Below are 14439 nucleotides of genomic sequence, written 5' to 3'. Positions count from 1 at the left end.
CGCTCAGCCGAGCAGCTGGGCCGCCTTGCGCACCGACGCCTTGCCGCCGGCGCGCATCGCCGCGATCGGCGACATGCCGAGCGAGTCGTCCTCGGCGAGCAGCCAGTCGATCGCCTCGTCCTCGGTGATCCCCTGGTCGAGCAGCACGAGCAGCGTGCCGCGCAGCTCGGTGAGCGGCTCCCCGTCGCGGATGCACAGGGCGGGCACCTGGAGCGGGCCGTTGCGCCGCGTCGCGGGCAGGCGGTGCTCCTCGATCAGGCGGTGGATGCGTCCGACCGGCTGACCCAGGAGGGTCACGAGGTCGGGCACGGCGAGCCAGGCGTTGTCTTGCGTCACCCCTCCATCCTGCCATTCCGGCGTGGGTGCCTGGCAAGGGCGCCGGCGCCGCCTATCCTCGCCATCGTGCCCGTCGACCCCCGCGATCCCGTCATCGGACGCACGATCGACCGTCGGTACGCGGTCGGCGAGCGCATCGCCCGCGGCGGCATGGCGAGCGTCTACGAGGGGCTCGACATGCGGCTCGACCGCAAGGTCGCCGTCAAGGTCATGCACCCGCACCTGGGCGACGACGAGCACTTCCGCGAGCGCTTCATCCAGGAGGCGAAGGCTGCCGCGCGGCTCGCGCACCCCAACGTCGTCAACACCTACGACCAGGGCGAGGAGGACGGCCTCGCGTGGCTCGTCATGGAGCTCGTGCCGTCGATCACGCTGCGCGACCTGCTCGTCGACCGCGGCCGCATCACCCCCGAGCAGTCGCTCGACGTGCTCGAGGCGATCCTCGCCGGGCTCGCCGCCGCGCACCGCGCGGGCATCGTGCACCGCGACCTCAAGCCCGAGAACATCCTGCTCGCGCACGACGGGCGCATCAAGATCGGCGACTTCGGGCTCGCCCGCGCGGCGACCGCGAACACCGCGACCGGCAAGGCGCTGCTCGGCACGATCGCCTACCTCTCCCCCGAGCTCGTCACCCGCGGCCTCGCCGACGCCCGCAGCGACATCTACGCCGTCGGCATCATGCTCTTCGAGATGCTCACGGGCACCCAGCCGTTCACAGGCGACGAGCCGATGCAGATCGCGTTCCAGCACGCGAACGAGCAGGTCCCGCTGCCCTCGAGCGTGACGCCCGGGGTGCCGGAGGCGCTCGACTCGCTCGTGCACTGGGCGACGCAGCGCGACCCCAACCTGCGGCCGGCCGACGCGTCCGAGATGCTCGCCGAGCTGCACGCCGTGCGGGAGCGCGGCATCGACCGCCCGACGACCGTGCTGCCGGTCGTCGGCGAGGACGACCGGTCGACGACGATCATCGAGCGGCCGCGGCCGCAGCGCCGCCGCCAGCTCGTTGCTGAGCCGCAGGTCGTGGAGGACGCCGGCGACGGCGTCGCGACGACCGCGCTCGCGCGCCGGGTCACCGTGCGCCGGCGGCGCGGCATGCTGTGGCTCGCCGTCGTCATCATCGGCGCGCTCGTCGCGGCGGGCGTCGGCTGGTGGTTCAACCTCGGGCCGGGCGGCAGCGCCACCGTGCCCGCCGTGACCGGAGAGACGCAGGACGCCGCCGTCGCGCTGCTCGCCGAGCACGGCATCGAGGTGGCGGGCACCGTGTCCGAGCCCGACTACGACCTGCCTGCTGGCCATGCGCTCCGCACCGATCCGGACGCGGGCACGGTGCTCGCGAACGGCGAGGCGGTGCAGCTCGTGCTGTCGTCCGGCCGGCGCAGCCTGCCGCCGCCGGCCGTCGCGGGGAGCCCGGTCGACGACGCGCGCGCCGCGATCGAGGCAGCGGGCTTCGCGGTCGCCGAGGGCGAGCCCGACAGGATCTTCGACGGCGCCACCGCCGGCACCGTGCTCGCCGCCTTCACGCCCGACGGCACCGACGTCACGCAGCTCGAGGCGATCGAGGAGCGCACGCCGATCGCGCTGCGCGTCTCGCTCGGCCCCGTGCCCGCCGAGGCCGGCCAGGTCGCCGCCGAGGCGGAGGCGGCGCTCGTGCAGGCCGGGCTCGTCGTCGACTTCTCGGCCGAGGAGCACTCGACCGAGGTCGAGCAGGGCCGCCTCATCTCGCTCGCGATCCCCACCGACCGGCCGCTCCGCAGGGGCGAGGCAGTGAGCGGCGTCGTGTCGCTCGGGCCGCGGATGCTCGAGGTGCCGGACGTCGTCGGCAAGCCGATCACGGAGGCGGTGCAGGCCATCCGCGCCGCCGGCCTCGTGCCGGACCTGCGCACGAACGTGCCCGAGCCGCTCCAGGCCCTCGCGACCATCCTGTCGCAGGACCCCGGAGCGCCCGGGCCGGTCGTCGAGGGCTCGACGGTCGTGCTGGACGCGACGTACTGAGCCGGCGCGGCGCTACGGCCGCTGCGCCGCCCGCAGCTCCTCGGCCACCAGGAACGCGAGCTCGAGCGACTGCATGTGGTTGAGCCGCGGGTCGCAGAGCGACTCGTAGCGCGTCTCGAGCGCGAGCTCGTCGATCTCCTCCGCGCCGCCGAGGCACTCGGTGACGTCGTCGCCCGTGAGCTCCACGTGGATGCCGCCCGGGAACGTGCCCACCGCGCGGTGCGCCTCGAAGAAGCCGCGCACCTCGTCGACCACGTCGTCGAAGCGGCGCGACTTGTAGCCGTTCTTCGTCGTGATGCCGTTGCCGTGCATGGGGTCGGTGACCCACAGTGGCGTCGACTCGAGCGACTTCGAGGCCTCGAGCAGCGGCGGCAGCGCGTCGCGGATGCGACCGGCGCCCATCCGGGTGATGAACGTGATGCGGCCGGGCTCGCGCTCGGGGTCGAGCTTGTCGACGAGCGCCTCCATGTCGGCGGGCGTCGTCGAGGGCCCCAGCTTCACGCCGATCGGGTTCCGCACGCGCGAGAAGAAGTCGACGTGCGCGCCGTCGATCTCGCGGGTGCGCTCGCCGATCCACTGGAAGTGGCTCGAGGTGTTGTAGGCGAGGCCGGTGCGCGAGTCGATGCGCGTGAGCGGGCGCTCGTAGTCCATCAGCAGGCCCTCGTGGCCGGTGAAGAACTCCACGCCCCGCAGCTCGTCGAAGTTCGCGCCGGCGGCCTCCATGAAGCGCACGGCGCGGTCGATCTCGCCGGCGAGCGCCTCGTAGCGCGCGAACGACGGGTTCTGCGCGAAGCCCTTGTTCCACGAGTGCACCTGGCGCAGGTCGGCGAAGCCACCCTGCGTGAAGGCGCGCACGAGGTTGAGGGTCGACGCGGCCATGTGGTAGCCGCGCAGGATGCGCTGCGGGTCGGCGGTGCGCGACTCGAGCGTGAAGTCGAAGCCGTTGACGATGTCGCCGCGGTACGCGGGCAGCGTGAGGTCGCCGCGGGTCTCGGCATCGCTCGATCGCGGCTTCGCGAACTGGCCCGCCATGCGGCCCATCTTGATGACCGGCATCGCCGAGCCGTAGGTGAGCACCACCGCCATCTGCAGGATCGTCTTGACCCGGTTGCGGATGTTGTCGGCCGTCGCGCCCGCGAAGGTCTCGGCGCAGTCGCCGCCCTGCAGCAGGAAGGCGTGCCCCTGGGCCGCGGCGGCGAGCCGCTCGCGCAGCATGTCGACCTCGCCGGCGAAGACGAGCGGCGGCGCGCTGCGCAGCTCGCGGCGCACGTGCTCGACCGCATCCTCGTCCGGCCACGCGGGCTGCTGCTTGATCGGCAGCGCGCGATACGCGTCGAGGCCGTGCTCGAGGGAGCGTCGCTCGTCCGGGTCGGTGATCGCGATGGTGTCGGTCATGCCAGCCTCTGCTTCATGCGGCGCCGAGCGCGCCGCAGATCAGTCTAGCGAGCGGGTCATCGCCCGCGCTTCGCGGCGAGCGCGCTGCGCTCGGCCTCGACGCGCGACTTCACGCTCGACGCGTACACGTCGACGTACTCCTGGTCGGAGATGCGGTTGAGCGCCACCATGATCTCGTCGGTGATGGAGCGCAGCACGAAGCGGTCGCCCTCGAGGTTGTAGTAGCGCGAGAAGTCGAGCGGCTCGCCGAAGATGATGCCGATGCGGCCGACCTTCGGCAGCTTGCGGCCGATGGGCATGATCTTCTCGGTGTCGACCATGACGCACGGCACGACCGGGACGCGCGCGTCGAGCACCATGCGCGCGACGCCGGTGCGGCCGCGGTACAGCTTGCCGTCGGGGCTGCGCGTGCCCTCGGGGTAGATGCCGATGAGGCCGCCGTCCTGCAGCTGCTGGAGCGCGGCGTTGAGGCTCTGCGAGCTCTTCTCGCCGCCCGAGCGGTCCATCGGCAGCTGCCCGACCGCGAGGAAGAACCAGCGCACGAGCTTGCCCTTGAGGCCCGGGCCGTTGAAGTAGTCGGACTTCGCGAGGAACCAGACGCGGCGGTCGATGACGAGCGGCATGAGGAAGGAGTCGATGACCGAGAGGTGGTTGCCGGCGATGATCGCGCCGCCGTGCTCGGGGATGTTGTCGAGGCCGACCACCCACGGCCGGAAGACGCGCGTCATGAACGGCCCAACCACCCAGTGCCGCAGCAGCCAGTAGAACATCGCACCTCCTCCGGGCCCCGAGCCTAGGGCAGGTGTGGAAGCCCGACGGACATGCGCCCAGCCTGCCGCCGACCTGCGTGCCCGACCATAGGATGAGCCCAACGCACGACAGCCGAAGGAGTCGCAGTGCCAGAGATCACCGTCCCCGAGGGCGTCATGCCGCCGGTCGTCGCCGCTGACCCGGAGGCGAACGTCACCGACCTGCTCGAGGAGACGCTCCTGAACCACCCGGACGCGCCGCTCTTCGCGGTGCCGGAGGGCGAGGGCTGGCGCGACATCCCGACGCGCGAGTTCCACCGCCAGGTCATCGCCCTCGCGAAGGGCTTCGTGGCCGCGGGCGTGCAGCCCGGCGACTTCGTCGGCTTCATGTGCAAGGTGCGCTACGAGTTCTCGCTCGTCGACTTCGCGCTCTGGTACGCCGGCGCGCGCATGGTGCCCGTCTACGAGACGTCCGCGCCCTCGCAGATCCAGTGGATCCTCTCCGACGGCGGCGCGACCCGCGTCATCCTCGAGGACGCCGACCTCGTCTCGCGCTTCGACGAGGCGCACGGCGACCTGCCGGCCATCACCGACGTGTGGCGCATCGACCGCGGCGACCTCGACCGGCTCGTCGAGCGCGGCGTCGACGTGCCCGACGACGAGATCGAGCGGCGCCGCTCGATGGCCCGCGGCAGCGACCTCGCGACGCTCATCTACACGTCGGGCTCGACCGGCCGCCCCAAGGGCGTCATGCTCACGCACGCGAACTTCGTCGAGCTGTGCCGCAACGCGCGCGTCGTGATGGCGGATGTCGTGGGCCCGGGCACGTCGACCCTCCTGTTCGTGACGCAGGCGCACGTCTTCGCCCGCTTCATCTCGGTGCTCGCGATCGCCGCGAGCGTGCGCGTCGGGCACCAGTCCGACACGAAGAAGCTGCTCGCCTCGCTCGGCTCGTTCAAGCCCACCTTCTTCCTCGCCGTGCCGCGCGTGTTCGAGAAGGTCTACAACGCGAGCGAGCAGAAGGCCGAGGCCGGCGGCAAGGGCAAGATCTTCCTCCGCGCGGCCGAGGTCGCGGTCGAGCACTCGAAGGCGCTCGACGCCGGCCACGTGCCGCTCGGCCTCAAGCTGCAGTTCGCGCTCTTCGACCGGCTCGTGCTCAACAAGCTCCGCACCGCCATGGGCGGGCAGGTGCGCTACGCCGTCTCCGGCTCCGCACCGCTGTCGACGTTCCTCGCGCACTTCTACCGCTCCCTCGGCATCCGCATCCTCGAGGGCTACGGCCTGACCGAGACGACCGCGCCGCTCACCGTGAACGTGCCCGACCGCTTCAAGATCGGCACCGTCGGACCGGCGCTGCCCGGCAACGGCGTCAAGATCGCCGAGGACGGCGAGGTGCTCGGCAAGGGCGTCGCCGTGTTCGACGGCTACTGGCACAACGAGCAGGCGACGAAGGATGCGTTCACCGAGGACGGCTGGTTCCACACCGGCGACATCGGCTCGCTCGACGCCGACGGCTACCTGACGATCACGGGTCGCAAGAAGGAGCTGCTCGTCACCGCGGCGGGCAAGAACGTCGCGCCGAACACGCTCGAGGACCCGATCCGCTCGAACACGATCATCGGGCAGCCGGTCGTGGTCGGCGACCAGAAGCCGTTCATCGCCGCCCTCATCACGCTCGACGGCGAGATGCTCGCGACCTGGCTCGAGAACCACGGGCACGACCGCACGATGTCGCTCGAGCAGGCGGCCGCGCACCCCGCGGTCGTCGAGGAGGTGCGCAGCGCCATCCAGAAGGCGAACACGCTCGTCTCGCGCGCCGAGTCGGTGCGGAAGTTCGCGATCCTGCCGGTCGAGTTCATCGAGGCCAACGGCCACCTGACGCCGAAGATGTCGATCAAGCGGCAGAACATCATGGACGACTTCAAGGCGCAGATCGACGACATGTACGCGTCGAACTCGACCGCGCACGACGTCGGCGCGTGACCGGCATCGCATGATCGTCCCCGCCACCGCGCACGGCACCGCGGCGGTCGCCGACCACTACGACGAGCTCGACGCGGTCTACCGCAGCCTGTGGGGCGAGCACGTGCACCACGGGCTGTGGACGACCGGTCGTGAGCGGCCTGCCGAGGCGGTCGAGGCGATGGTCGACGCGGTCGGCGAGCGGCTGCGGCTGCAGCCGGGCGCGGCGTGCGTCGACATCGGCTGCGGCTACGGCGGCACCGCGCGCCGGCTCGCGGCGACGCGGGGGGTCCGGGTCGTCGGGTTCACGCTCTCGGGCGAGCAGGCGAGGCACGCAGCCACGATCCCCGTCGCCGACGTCGACGTCCGGGTCCGCGACTGGCTCGACAACGGCCTCCCCGACGCCTCGGCCGACGCCGCGTGGGCGATCGAGTCGAGCGAGCACATGGCCGACAAGCAGGGCTTCTTCGACGAGGCGCACCGCGTGCTGCGGCCCGGCGGCCGCCTCGTCGTCTGCGCGTGGCTCGCGGAGACGGGCGCGCGCGGCTGGAAGGTGCGCCACCTGCTCGAGCCCATCTGCAGCGAGGGCCGGCTGCCCTCGATGGGCACGCGCGAGGAGTACGCCGCCATGGCGCGCACCGCGGGCTTCGAGGTGGTCGGCTACGACGACGTCAGCCGCCGCGTCGCCCGCACCTGGACGATCTGCACGGGCCGGATGCTGCGCGCGGTCGTCGTGGACCCCGAGATGCGCCGGCTCGCGCGCACCGCGCGCAACCGCGTCTTCGCGCTGTCGCTCCCCCGGCTCATGCTCGCGTACCGCACCGGCGCGATGCGCTACGGCATCTTCACGCTCGAGAAGCCGGCCTAGTACCAGGGAGCCTTGCGCACCTCGGCCATCGCGACCGAGCGCATCGGCTTCTCGAGCGCCTGCAGGTACAGCTTGCCGTCGAGGTGGGCCACCTCGTGCTGCAGCATCTGCGCCATGAGCCCCTCGCCCTCGAGCACCACCTCCGCGCCGTCGAGGTCGACGCCCTCCACGCGGCAGAACGGGTGCCGCGGGGTGGGGAAGCCCAGCTCCGGCACCGACAGGCATCCCTCGTCGACGAGCACCGGCTCGCCGCGCACCTCGACGATGCGGGGGTTCAGCACGTAGCCGACCTCGCCGTCGACGTTGTAGGAGAAGGCGGCCTTCGCGACGCCGATCTGGTTGGCGGCGACGCCCGCGCGACCGGGCACCTGCACGGTGTCGAGCAGGTCCTGCACGAGCGCGGCGGTCGCGGGCGCCGACGGGTCGACGGCCGCGGCGCGCTCGCGCAGCACCGGGTCGCCGAATACGCGGATGTCGCGGACGCTCATGCCGGGCGCACCACCGCGATGAGGTCGCCGGCCTCGACGGGCGTCGTGCCGGTGAGCGCCATCCGCTCGACCGTGCCGGCGACGGGGGTCGTGATCGCGGCCTCCATCTTCATCGCCTCGATCGTCGCGATCGGGTCGCCCGCGGCGACCGTGTCGCCCTGCGCGACCTTGACCGTCACCGCGCCCGCGAACGGAGCCGCGACCTGGCCGGGCACCGACGCATCCGCCTTCTCCGCCCGCGGCTTGTCGACCGTGACCGAGCGGTCGCGCACGTACACCGGGCGCAGCTGGCCGTTGAGCACCGTCATGACCGTGACGATGCCGTCGTCGTCGGGCTGGCCGACCGCCTCGAGCTCGACGTTGAGGGTCACGCCGCGGCCGATGCCGACCTGGTGCTCCTCGCCCGGCTGCATGCCGTAGAGGTAGTCGATCGTGTCGACGACCGAGAGGTCGCCGAACTGCGCGCGCGTCTCCTTGAACGCCCGCGTGGGGCCGGCGAAGAGCAGCTCGTTGAGCGCGTCCTGCCGGTCGGCGCCGGGGGCCTCGAGGCGGGTGCGCTGCTCGCCGGTGAGCGGCGTGATCGAGATGTCGACGTCGCGCCCCTCGAGCACCTTCGAGCGGAACGGCTCGGGCCAGCCGCCCGGCAGGTCGCCGAGCTCGCCGGCCATGAAGCCGATGACGGAGTCGGGGATGTCGTACTTGCGCGGGTCGCGCTCGAAGTCGTCCGGGTCCACGCCCTGCGCGACGAGCTGCAGCGCGAGGTCGCCGACGACCTTCGACGAGGGCGTCACCTTCGTCGGGCGGCCGAGGATGCGCGACGCTGCCGCGTACCAGTCCTCGATCTTCTCGAAGTCGTCGGCGAGGCCGAGCGCGATCGCCTGCTGCCGCAGGTTCGAGAGCTGGCCGCCCGGGATCTCGTGGCGGTACACGCGGCCGGTGGGGCCGGGCAGGCCCGACTCGAACGGCTTGTAGAGGCGGCGGACCGCCTCCCAGTAGGGCTCGAGGTCGCTCGCGGCGTCGAGCGAGAGCCCGGTGTCGCGGTCGGTGTGCGCGACCGCGGCGATGAGCGCCGAGAGCGACGGCTGGCTCGTCGTGCCCGCCATCGGCGCGCTCGCGACGTCGACGGCGTCGACGCCCGCGGCGGAGGCGGCGAGCAGGGTCGCGAGCTGACCGCCGGCGGTGTCGTGGGTGTGGAGGTGCACGGGCAGGTCGAAGCGCTCGCGCAGCGCGGCGACGAGCTTCGACGCGGCGCCCGCGCGCAGCAGGCCCGCCATGTCCTTGATCGCGAGCACGTGCGCGCCGGCGTCCACGATCCGCTCGGCGAGCGCGAGGTAGTAGTCGAGCGTGTAGAGGTCCTCGGCGGGGTCGAGCAGGTCGCCGGAGTAGCAGAGCGCGACCTCCGCGACCGTCGTGCCGGTCGCGAGCACCGCATCGATCGCGGGGCGCATCTGGTCGACGTCGTTGAGCGCGTCGAAGATCCGGAACACGTCGATGCCGGTCGCGGCGGCCTCCTCGACGAAGGCCTCGGTCACCTCGGTCGGGTACGGCGTGTAGCCGACGGTGTTGCGGCCGCGCAGCAGCATCTGCAGCGGGATGTTCGGCATCGCCTCGCGGATGGCGACGAGCCGCTCCCACGGGTCCTCGCCGAGGAAGCGCAGCGCGACGTCGTAGGTCGCGCCGCCCCACGCCTCCATCGACAGCAGCTGCGGCGTCATGCGCGCGACGTGCGGCGCGACCGCGACGAGGTCGGCGGTGCGCACGCGGGTCGCGAGCAGCGACTGGTGGGCGTCGCGGAAGGTGGTCTCGGTGACGGCGAGCGAGGTGCGCTCGCGGAGCGCCTTCGCCCAGCCGGCCGGGCCGAGCTCCTGCAGGCGCTGGCGCTCGCCGTCGGGCGCGGGCGCCTCGAGGTCGATCGTCGGCAGCTTGATCGCCGGGTTGATGACGTCGACGGCCTCGCCGTTCGGCTGGTTGACCGTGACGTCGGCGAGCCAGGCGAGCACCTTCGACGCCCGGTCCTTCGGCGGGTTGATGCGCGTGAGCTCCGGGTGCTCGTCGATGAAGTGCGTCGACACGTCGCCGGCGCGGAAGTCGGGGCTGTCGAGCAGGTTGAGCAGGAACGGGATGTTCGTGGCGACGCCGCGGATGCGGAACTCGCTCACCGCGCGGTGGGCGCGGCGGATCGCGGTGTCGAGGTCGCGGCCGCGGCACGTGACCTTCGCGAGCATCGAGTCGAAGTGGGCGCTCACCTCGGTGCCGGGGTTGATCGTGCCGCCGTCGAGGCGCACGCCCGCCCCGCCGGGCGAGCGGTACGCGGTGATGCGGCCGGTGTCGGGGCGGAAGCCGTCGGCGGGGTTCTCGGTCGTGACGCGGCACTGCAGCGCCGCGCCGTGCATCTGGATCTGGTCCTGCGTGAGGCCGAGGTCGACGAGCGACTCCCCCGCGGCGATGCGGATCTGGCTCGCGACGAGGTCGACGTCGGTGATCTCCTCGGTGACCGTGTGCTCGACCTGGATGCGCGGGTTCATCTCGATGAAGACGTGCTGGCCCTCGCGCTCGCCCGCGGTGTCGAGCAGGAACTCGACCGTGCCGGCGTTGACGTAGCCGATCGAGCGCGCGAAGGCGACCGCGTCGCGGTAGAGCGCGTCGCGCTGCTCCTGCGAGAGGTTCGGCGCCGGCGCGAGCTCGACCACCTTCTGGTGGCGGCGCTGCACGGAGCAGTCGCGCTCGAACAGGTGCACCGTCTCGCCCGACGCGTCGGCGAGGATCTGCACCTCGATGTGGCGGGGGCGCACGACGGCCTGCTCGATGAACATCGTCGGGTCGCCGAAGGCGCTGTCTGCCTCGCGCATGGCGGCCTCGAGCGCGTCGCGCAGGTCCTCGCGGCGCTCGACGAGGCGCATCCCGCGGCCGCCGCCGCCGGCGACCGCCTTGCAGAAGACGGGGAAGCCGAGCTGGTCCGCGCCCGCGACGAGCGCCTCGAGGTCGGTGGTGGCGGGGGTCGAGGCGAGCACGGGCACGCCGGCCGCGATCGCGTGCTCCTTCGCCGTCACCTTGTTGCCGGCCATCGCCAGCACCGTCGGGCCGGGGCCGACGAACGTGATGCCCGCCTCGGCGGCGGCGGTCGCCAGCTCGGGGTTCTCGCTCAGGAAGCCGTAGCCAGGGTAGATGGCGTCGGCGCCGGCGTCCTTGGCGACCCGGATGATCTCGCTCACCGTGAGGTAGGCGCGCACCGGGCGGCCGGGCTCGCCGATCTGGTACGCCTCGTCGGCCTTCTGGCAGTGCAGCGAGTTGCGGTCCTCGTGCGCGTACACGGCGACCGTGCGGATCCCCAGCTCGTTGGCGGCCCGGAAGGCGCGGATCGCGATCTCGCCACGGTTGGCGACAAGCAGCTTCGAGAACATGGCGGATTCCTCCGAGAGGTGCGGCGACGCGGTCTTTCCAATCTAGTGCCGCTAGGCTTGGCCGCCGTGCACGTACTCTCGATCAGCTCCCTCAAAGGCGGTGTCGGCAAGACGACCGTGACCCTCGGTCTCGCCTCCGCAGCCTTCGCCAAGGGCCTCCGCACGCTCGTGGTCGACCTCGACCCGCAGTCGGACGCCTCGACCGGCATGGACATCGAGATCGACGGGCGCCTCAACGTCGCCGACGTGCTCGCGAACCCGAAGGACAAGATCGTCCAGCAGGCGATCTCGCCGTCCGGATGGACGCAGGGCCACGGCGGCACGATCGACGTGCTCATCGGCTCGCCGTCCGCGATCAACTTCGACGGCCCGCATCCGACCATCAAGGACATCTGGAAGCTCGAGACGGCGCTCACGACCGTCGAGGACGACTACGACCTCGTGCTCGTCGACTGCGCCCCGTCGCTCAACGCCCTGACGCGCACCGCGTGGGCTGCCTCCGACCGCGTGCTCGTCGTCACCGAGCCCGGCCTGTTCTCGGTCGCGGCCGCCGACCGCGCGCTGCGCGCGATCGAGGAGATCCGCCGCGGCCTGAGCCCGCGCCTGCAGCCGCTCGGCATCGTCGTGAACCGCGCCCGCCCGCAGTCGCTCGAGCACCAGTACCGCATCCAGGAGCTCAAGGACATGTTCGGGCCGCTCGTGCTCGAGACGATCCTCCCCGAGCGCACGTCGATGCAGCAGGCGCAGGGCGCCGCCCGTCCGCTGCACGTCTGGCCGGGCGAGGGTGCCCAGGAGATGGCGCTGCAGTTCGACGAGCTGCTCCAGACCGTGCTCACCGCCTCCGGCCGCGCCGGCGACGAGGCCGCGTCGGGCCGCAAGGTGCCCGCGCCGACCGCAGCGGTCGACGCAACCGCGGCTGCCGAGCTCGAGGCGGCGGCGGAGGCCGACGCCTCGTCGACGAGCTCTCCGGCGCCCGACAAGCACCAGTAGGAGCGCCGAGCGGCGAGCGATCCGCCGCCGCGACGAGTGTCGACTTCCGGTCGGAGTGTCGCAACACTCCCGCATCAACCCGACACTCCCGCCCGGGTCACCGCGTCCTTGCACGCCGAGTGTCGACTTCTTGTCGGAGTGACGCGACACTCCCGCAGCAACCCGACATTCGCGCCTCACGACACCGCGCCTGCGACACCGGGCTCACGCCACCGCGCGCACGACGCGACGGGACCAGCCCAGCGTGCGCGGCACCCGCATCCCTGCGCCTTTCAGCCCGGCGAGCCGGGCGCTGCTGCACAGCGGCCGCCGACCCGACCCCGTCAGGCCGTGCGGCTGCGGCGCGCGCGGCGCGCCGCGAGCTCGTCGACGTGGCTGTCGTCGACCGGGGTGACCTCGAGCTCGATGAGCTGGGTCTCGACCTCGCGCAGCACCTTGCCGACGGCGATGCCGAACACGCCCTGGCCGCGGCCGAGGAGGTCGATGACCTCGTCGCTCGAGGTGCAGAGGTAGACGCTCGCGCCGTCGGAGATGAGCGTGGTCTGGGTGAGGTCGCGGACGCCGGCCTCGTGGAGCTGCTGGATGGCGACGCGGATCTGCTGCAGCGAGATGCCGGTGTCGAGCAGGCGCTTGACGAGCTTCAGCACGAGGATGTCGCGGAACGAGTAGAGGCGCTGGCTGCCGGAGCCGTGCGCGGGGCGCACGGTCGGCTCGACGAGCCCGGTGCGCGCCCAGTAGTCGAGCTGGCGGTAGGTGATGCCGGCGGCGTCGGCGGCGATCGCGCCGCGGTAGCCGACCGCGTCGGTCTCCTGCGGCAGCCCGTCGGTGAACAGCAGGCCTGCCTCGAAGCGGCCGCCCTCGGTGGTGCCGGTGCTGCCCTGGGTGTCATCCCGGCTGCCGTCACGCATGGCCGTTCCTTCCGCTGGCTGGGCTCAACCTTCAAGAAGAGATTGAGTGTTCGGCCCTACCGTAGCGACCCGCTCCCCCGTCGCCCCGCATCTGGCTCGCGGTTCGGCGTGTCGGAGCCGAGTCTACGCCCTGGCGCCCACGCGCGCCCTCAGGCGTCGAGCGCGTCGCGCGTGAGGAGCTCGCGGACCGACTGGATCTGGCCGGCGAGGTCGCGCGCCGCCTCGGCCGCCTTCGCCTGGCTGCCCGTCTCGCGACGGCCGCGCATGGGCTTGAGCGCCGACTCGATGAGCGCCGCCTCGCGCTGCGCCGACTGGCGCATGCCGCGCAGGTGGCGCGGCTCGATGCCGTAGCGCTGCAGCTCGACGAGCGCGCGCAGCGCCTGCACGGCCTCGTCGCCGAACGGCTCCGCACCCGGGAGCAGCTGGGCGGAGAGCGCGTCGGTGAGCAGCTGCTTCGACGCACCGGCCTCGGCCTGCAGCTCCGCGCGCGACAGCCGGCGCTCGGCGGTCAGGATCGACGGCGCCTCGACGCGCACGTTGGCGCCGGGGATCTGCGGCGTGCGGCCGTGGTCGATGTCGTCGAGGTGCCCGAGGATCACCTTGAGCGGCAGGTAGTGGTCGCGCTGCAGCGTCAGGATGTAGCGCAGCCGCTCGAGGTCGGCGGCGTCGAACTTGCGGTAGCCCGACGGCGTGCGCTGCGGCGAGATGAGGCCCTGGTCCTCGAGGAACCGCAGCTTCGACGGCGAGAGGTCGGGGAACTCCGGTCCGAGCTTCGCCAGCACCTGACCGATCGAGAGGAGTCCGGCAGGCTTCCTCGCGGCTTGGGCGCTCACGCCCGGGCGTCGAGGTCGAGGCGGGAGCGGTAGAAGGTGAGGCGGAACTTGCCGACCTGGACCTCGGCGCCGTCGCGCAGCACGGCGCGGTCGACGCGCTCGCCGTCGTGGTACGTGCCGTTGAGCGAGCCGAGGTCGCGCAGCTCGAACGTCGTGCCCTCGCGCGTGAACTCGGCATGACGGCGCGAGACCGTCACGTCGTCGAGGAAGATGTCGGCGTCGGGGTGACGACCGGCGATCGTGGAGTCCTGGTCCAGCAGGAAGCGCGCGCCCACGTTCGGGCCGCGTCGCACGACGAGGATGGCGGAGCCTGACGGCAGCGATGCCACGGCCTCGCGGTCCTCCGCCGAGGTGCCCGACAGCATCGCGGCGAGCTGCGCGCGGTAGTCGTCACCCCACGACTGCGTGCTCTCGCCGTCGGGTCCCCTGCGCGGGTCCTGCTCGGTCATGCGCTTCCTCCACGCGATGGCGCCGGCGGTCCGGCGGTGACGATCAGCATACGGTCTCGAGGCGGCGT

At 72.3% G+C, this 14439-nt stretch carries 12 protein-coding genes; 4 read left to right on the top strand and 8 right to left on the bottom strand.

Going from position 1 to position 14439, the window contains the following annotated elements; genetic code table 11:
* Positions 1–3 precede the first annotated feature (3 nt).
* Positions 4–336, bottom strand: a complete 333-nt coding sequence (locus EDD26_RS10235) for an Rv2175c family DNA-binding protein (RefSeq protein WP_123698539.1) — start codon at positions 334–336, stop codon at positions 4–6.
* 66 nt (positions 337–402) lie between these two features.
* Between EDD26_RS10235 and pknB the strand changes: the two genes are divergently transcribed.
* On the top strand, positions 403–2328 hold the full coding sequence (pknB, locus tag EDD26_RS10230) for a Stk1 family PASTA domain-containing Ser/Thr kinase (RefSeq protein ID WP_148058728.1): 1926 nt from the start codon (positions 403–405) through the stop codon (positions 2326–2328).
* A 12-nt stretch (positions 2329–2340) separates the two neighbouring features.
* On the opposite strand, the gene EDD26_RS10225 is transcribed toward pknB, so the two are convergent.
* Together EDD26_RS10225 and EDD26_RS10220 are read right to left on the bottom strand one after the other, a co-directional pair.
* Positions 2341–3723, bottom strand: a complete 1383-nt coding sequence (locus EDD26_RS10225) for a class II 3-deoxy-7-phosphoheptulonate synthase (protein ID WP_123697619.1) — start codon at positions 3721–3723, stop codon at positions 2341–2343.
* Between the two features lie 56 nt (positions 3724–3779).
* The gene (locus tag EDD26_RS10220) at positions 3780–4493 is read right to left on the bottom strand and encodes a lysophospholipid acyltransferase family protein (RefSeq protein WP_123697618.1); all 714 of its coding nucleotides are present in this window, start codon (positions 4491–4493) and stop codon (positions 3780–3782) included.
* Between the two features lie 156 nt (positions 4494–4649).
* Between EDD26_RS10220 and EDD26_RS10215 the strand changes: the two genes are divergently transcribed.
* Together EDD26_RS10215 and EDD26_RS10210 are read left to right on the top strand one after the other, a co-directional pair.
* Positions 4650–6455, top strand: coding sequence for an AMP-dependent synthetase/ligase (locus EDD26_RS10215; protein ID WP_123698538.1), 1806 nt, complete (start codon positions 4650–4652; stop codon positions 6453–6455).
* Positions 6456–6465: 10 nt separating this feature from the next.
* Positions 6466–7302, top strand: a complete 837-nt coding sequence (locus tag EDD26_RS10210) for a class I SAM-dependent methyltransferase (protein ID WP_123697617.1) — start codon at positions 6466–6468, stop codon at positions 7300–7302.
* On the opposite strand, the gene EDD26_RS10205 is transcribed toward EDD26_RS10210, so the two are convergent.
* A complete protein-coding gene (locus EDD26_RS10205; protein WP_123697616.1) occupies positions 7299–7790 on the bottom strand; it encodes a peptide deformylase in 492 nt (163 codons plus the stop codon). The genes EDD26_RS10210 and EDD26_RS10205 overlap by 4 nt on opposite strands.
* The gene (locus EDD26_RS10200; RefSeq protein WP_123697615.1) at positions 7787–11191 is read right to left on the bottom strand and encodes a pyruvate carboxylase; all 3405 of its coding nucleotides are present in this window, start codon (positions 11189–11191) and stop codon (positions 7787–7789) included. The genes EDD26_RS10205 and EDD26_RS10200 overlap by 4 nt, the downstream gene beginning before the upstream one ends.
* Before the next feature lie 66 nt (positions 11192–11257).
* On the opposite strand from EDD26_RS10200, the gene EDD26_RS10195 reads away from it, so the two are divergent.
* Positions 11258–12181, top strand: coding sequence for a ParA family protein (locus tag EDD26_RS10195; protein ID WP_123697614.1), 924 nt, complete (start codon positions 11258–11260; stop codon positions 12179–12181).
* Positions 12182–12504: 323 nt separating this feature from the next.
* Here the strand turns inward: EDD26_RS10195 and EDD26_RS10190 are convergent, their stop codons facing one another.
* From EDD26_RS10190 to EDD26_RS10180, 3 genes are all read right to left on the bottom strand, one after another.
* Positions 12505–13089 (bottom strand): MerR family transcriptional regulator, encoded by a 585-nt coding sequence (locus EDD26_RS10190; protein WP_123697613.1) that lies wholly within the window; start codon positions 13087–13089, stop codon positions 12505–12507.
* Between the two features lie 149 nt (positions 13090–13238).
* Positions 13239–13922 carry a transcriptional regulator FtsR gene (ftsR, locus tag EDD26_RS10185; protein ID WP_123697612.1) on the bottom strand — a complete coding sequence of 228 codons (684 nt, stop codon included), beginning with the start codon at positions 13920–13922 and terminating at the stop codon, positions 13239–13241.
* The gene (locus EDD26_RS10180) at positions 13919–14371 is read right to left on the bottom strand and encodes an FHA domain-containing protein (RefSeq protein WP_123697611.1); all 453 of its coding nucleotides are present in this window, start codon (positions 14369–14371) and stop codon (positions 13919–13921) included. The genes ftsR and EDD26_RS10180 overlap by 4 nt, the downstream gene beginning before the upstream one ends.
* Positions 14372–14439: the final 68 nt, after the last annotated feature.

The organism is Agrococcus jenensis (genome assembly GCF_003752465.1).
In the GTDB taxonomy this organism is placed as follows: Bacteria; Actinomycetota; Actinomycetes; order Actinomycetales; family Microbacteriaceae; genus Agrococcus; species Agrococcus jenensis.
This window is presented reverse-complemented; position numbering and strand designations above follow the sequence as displayed.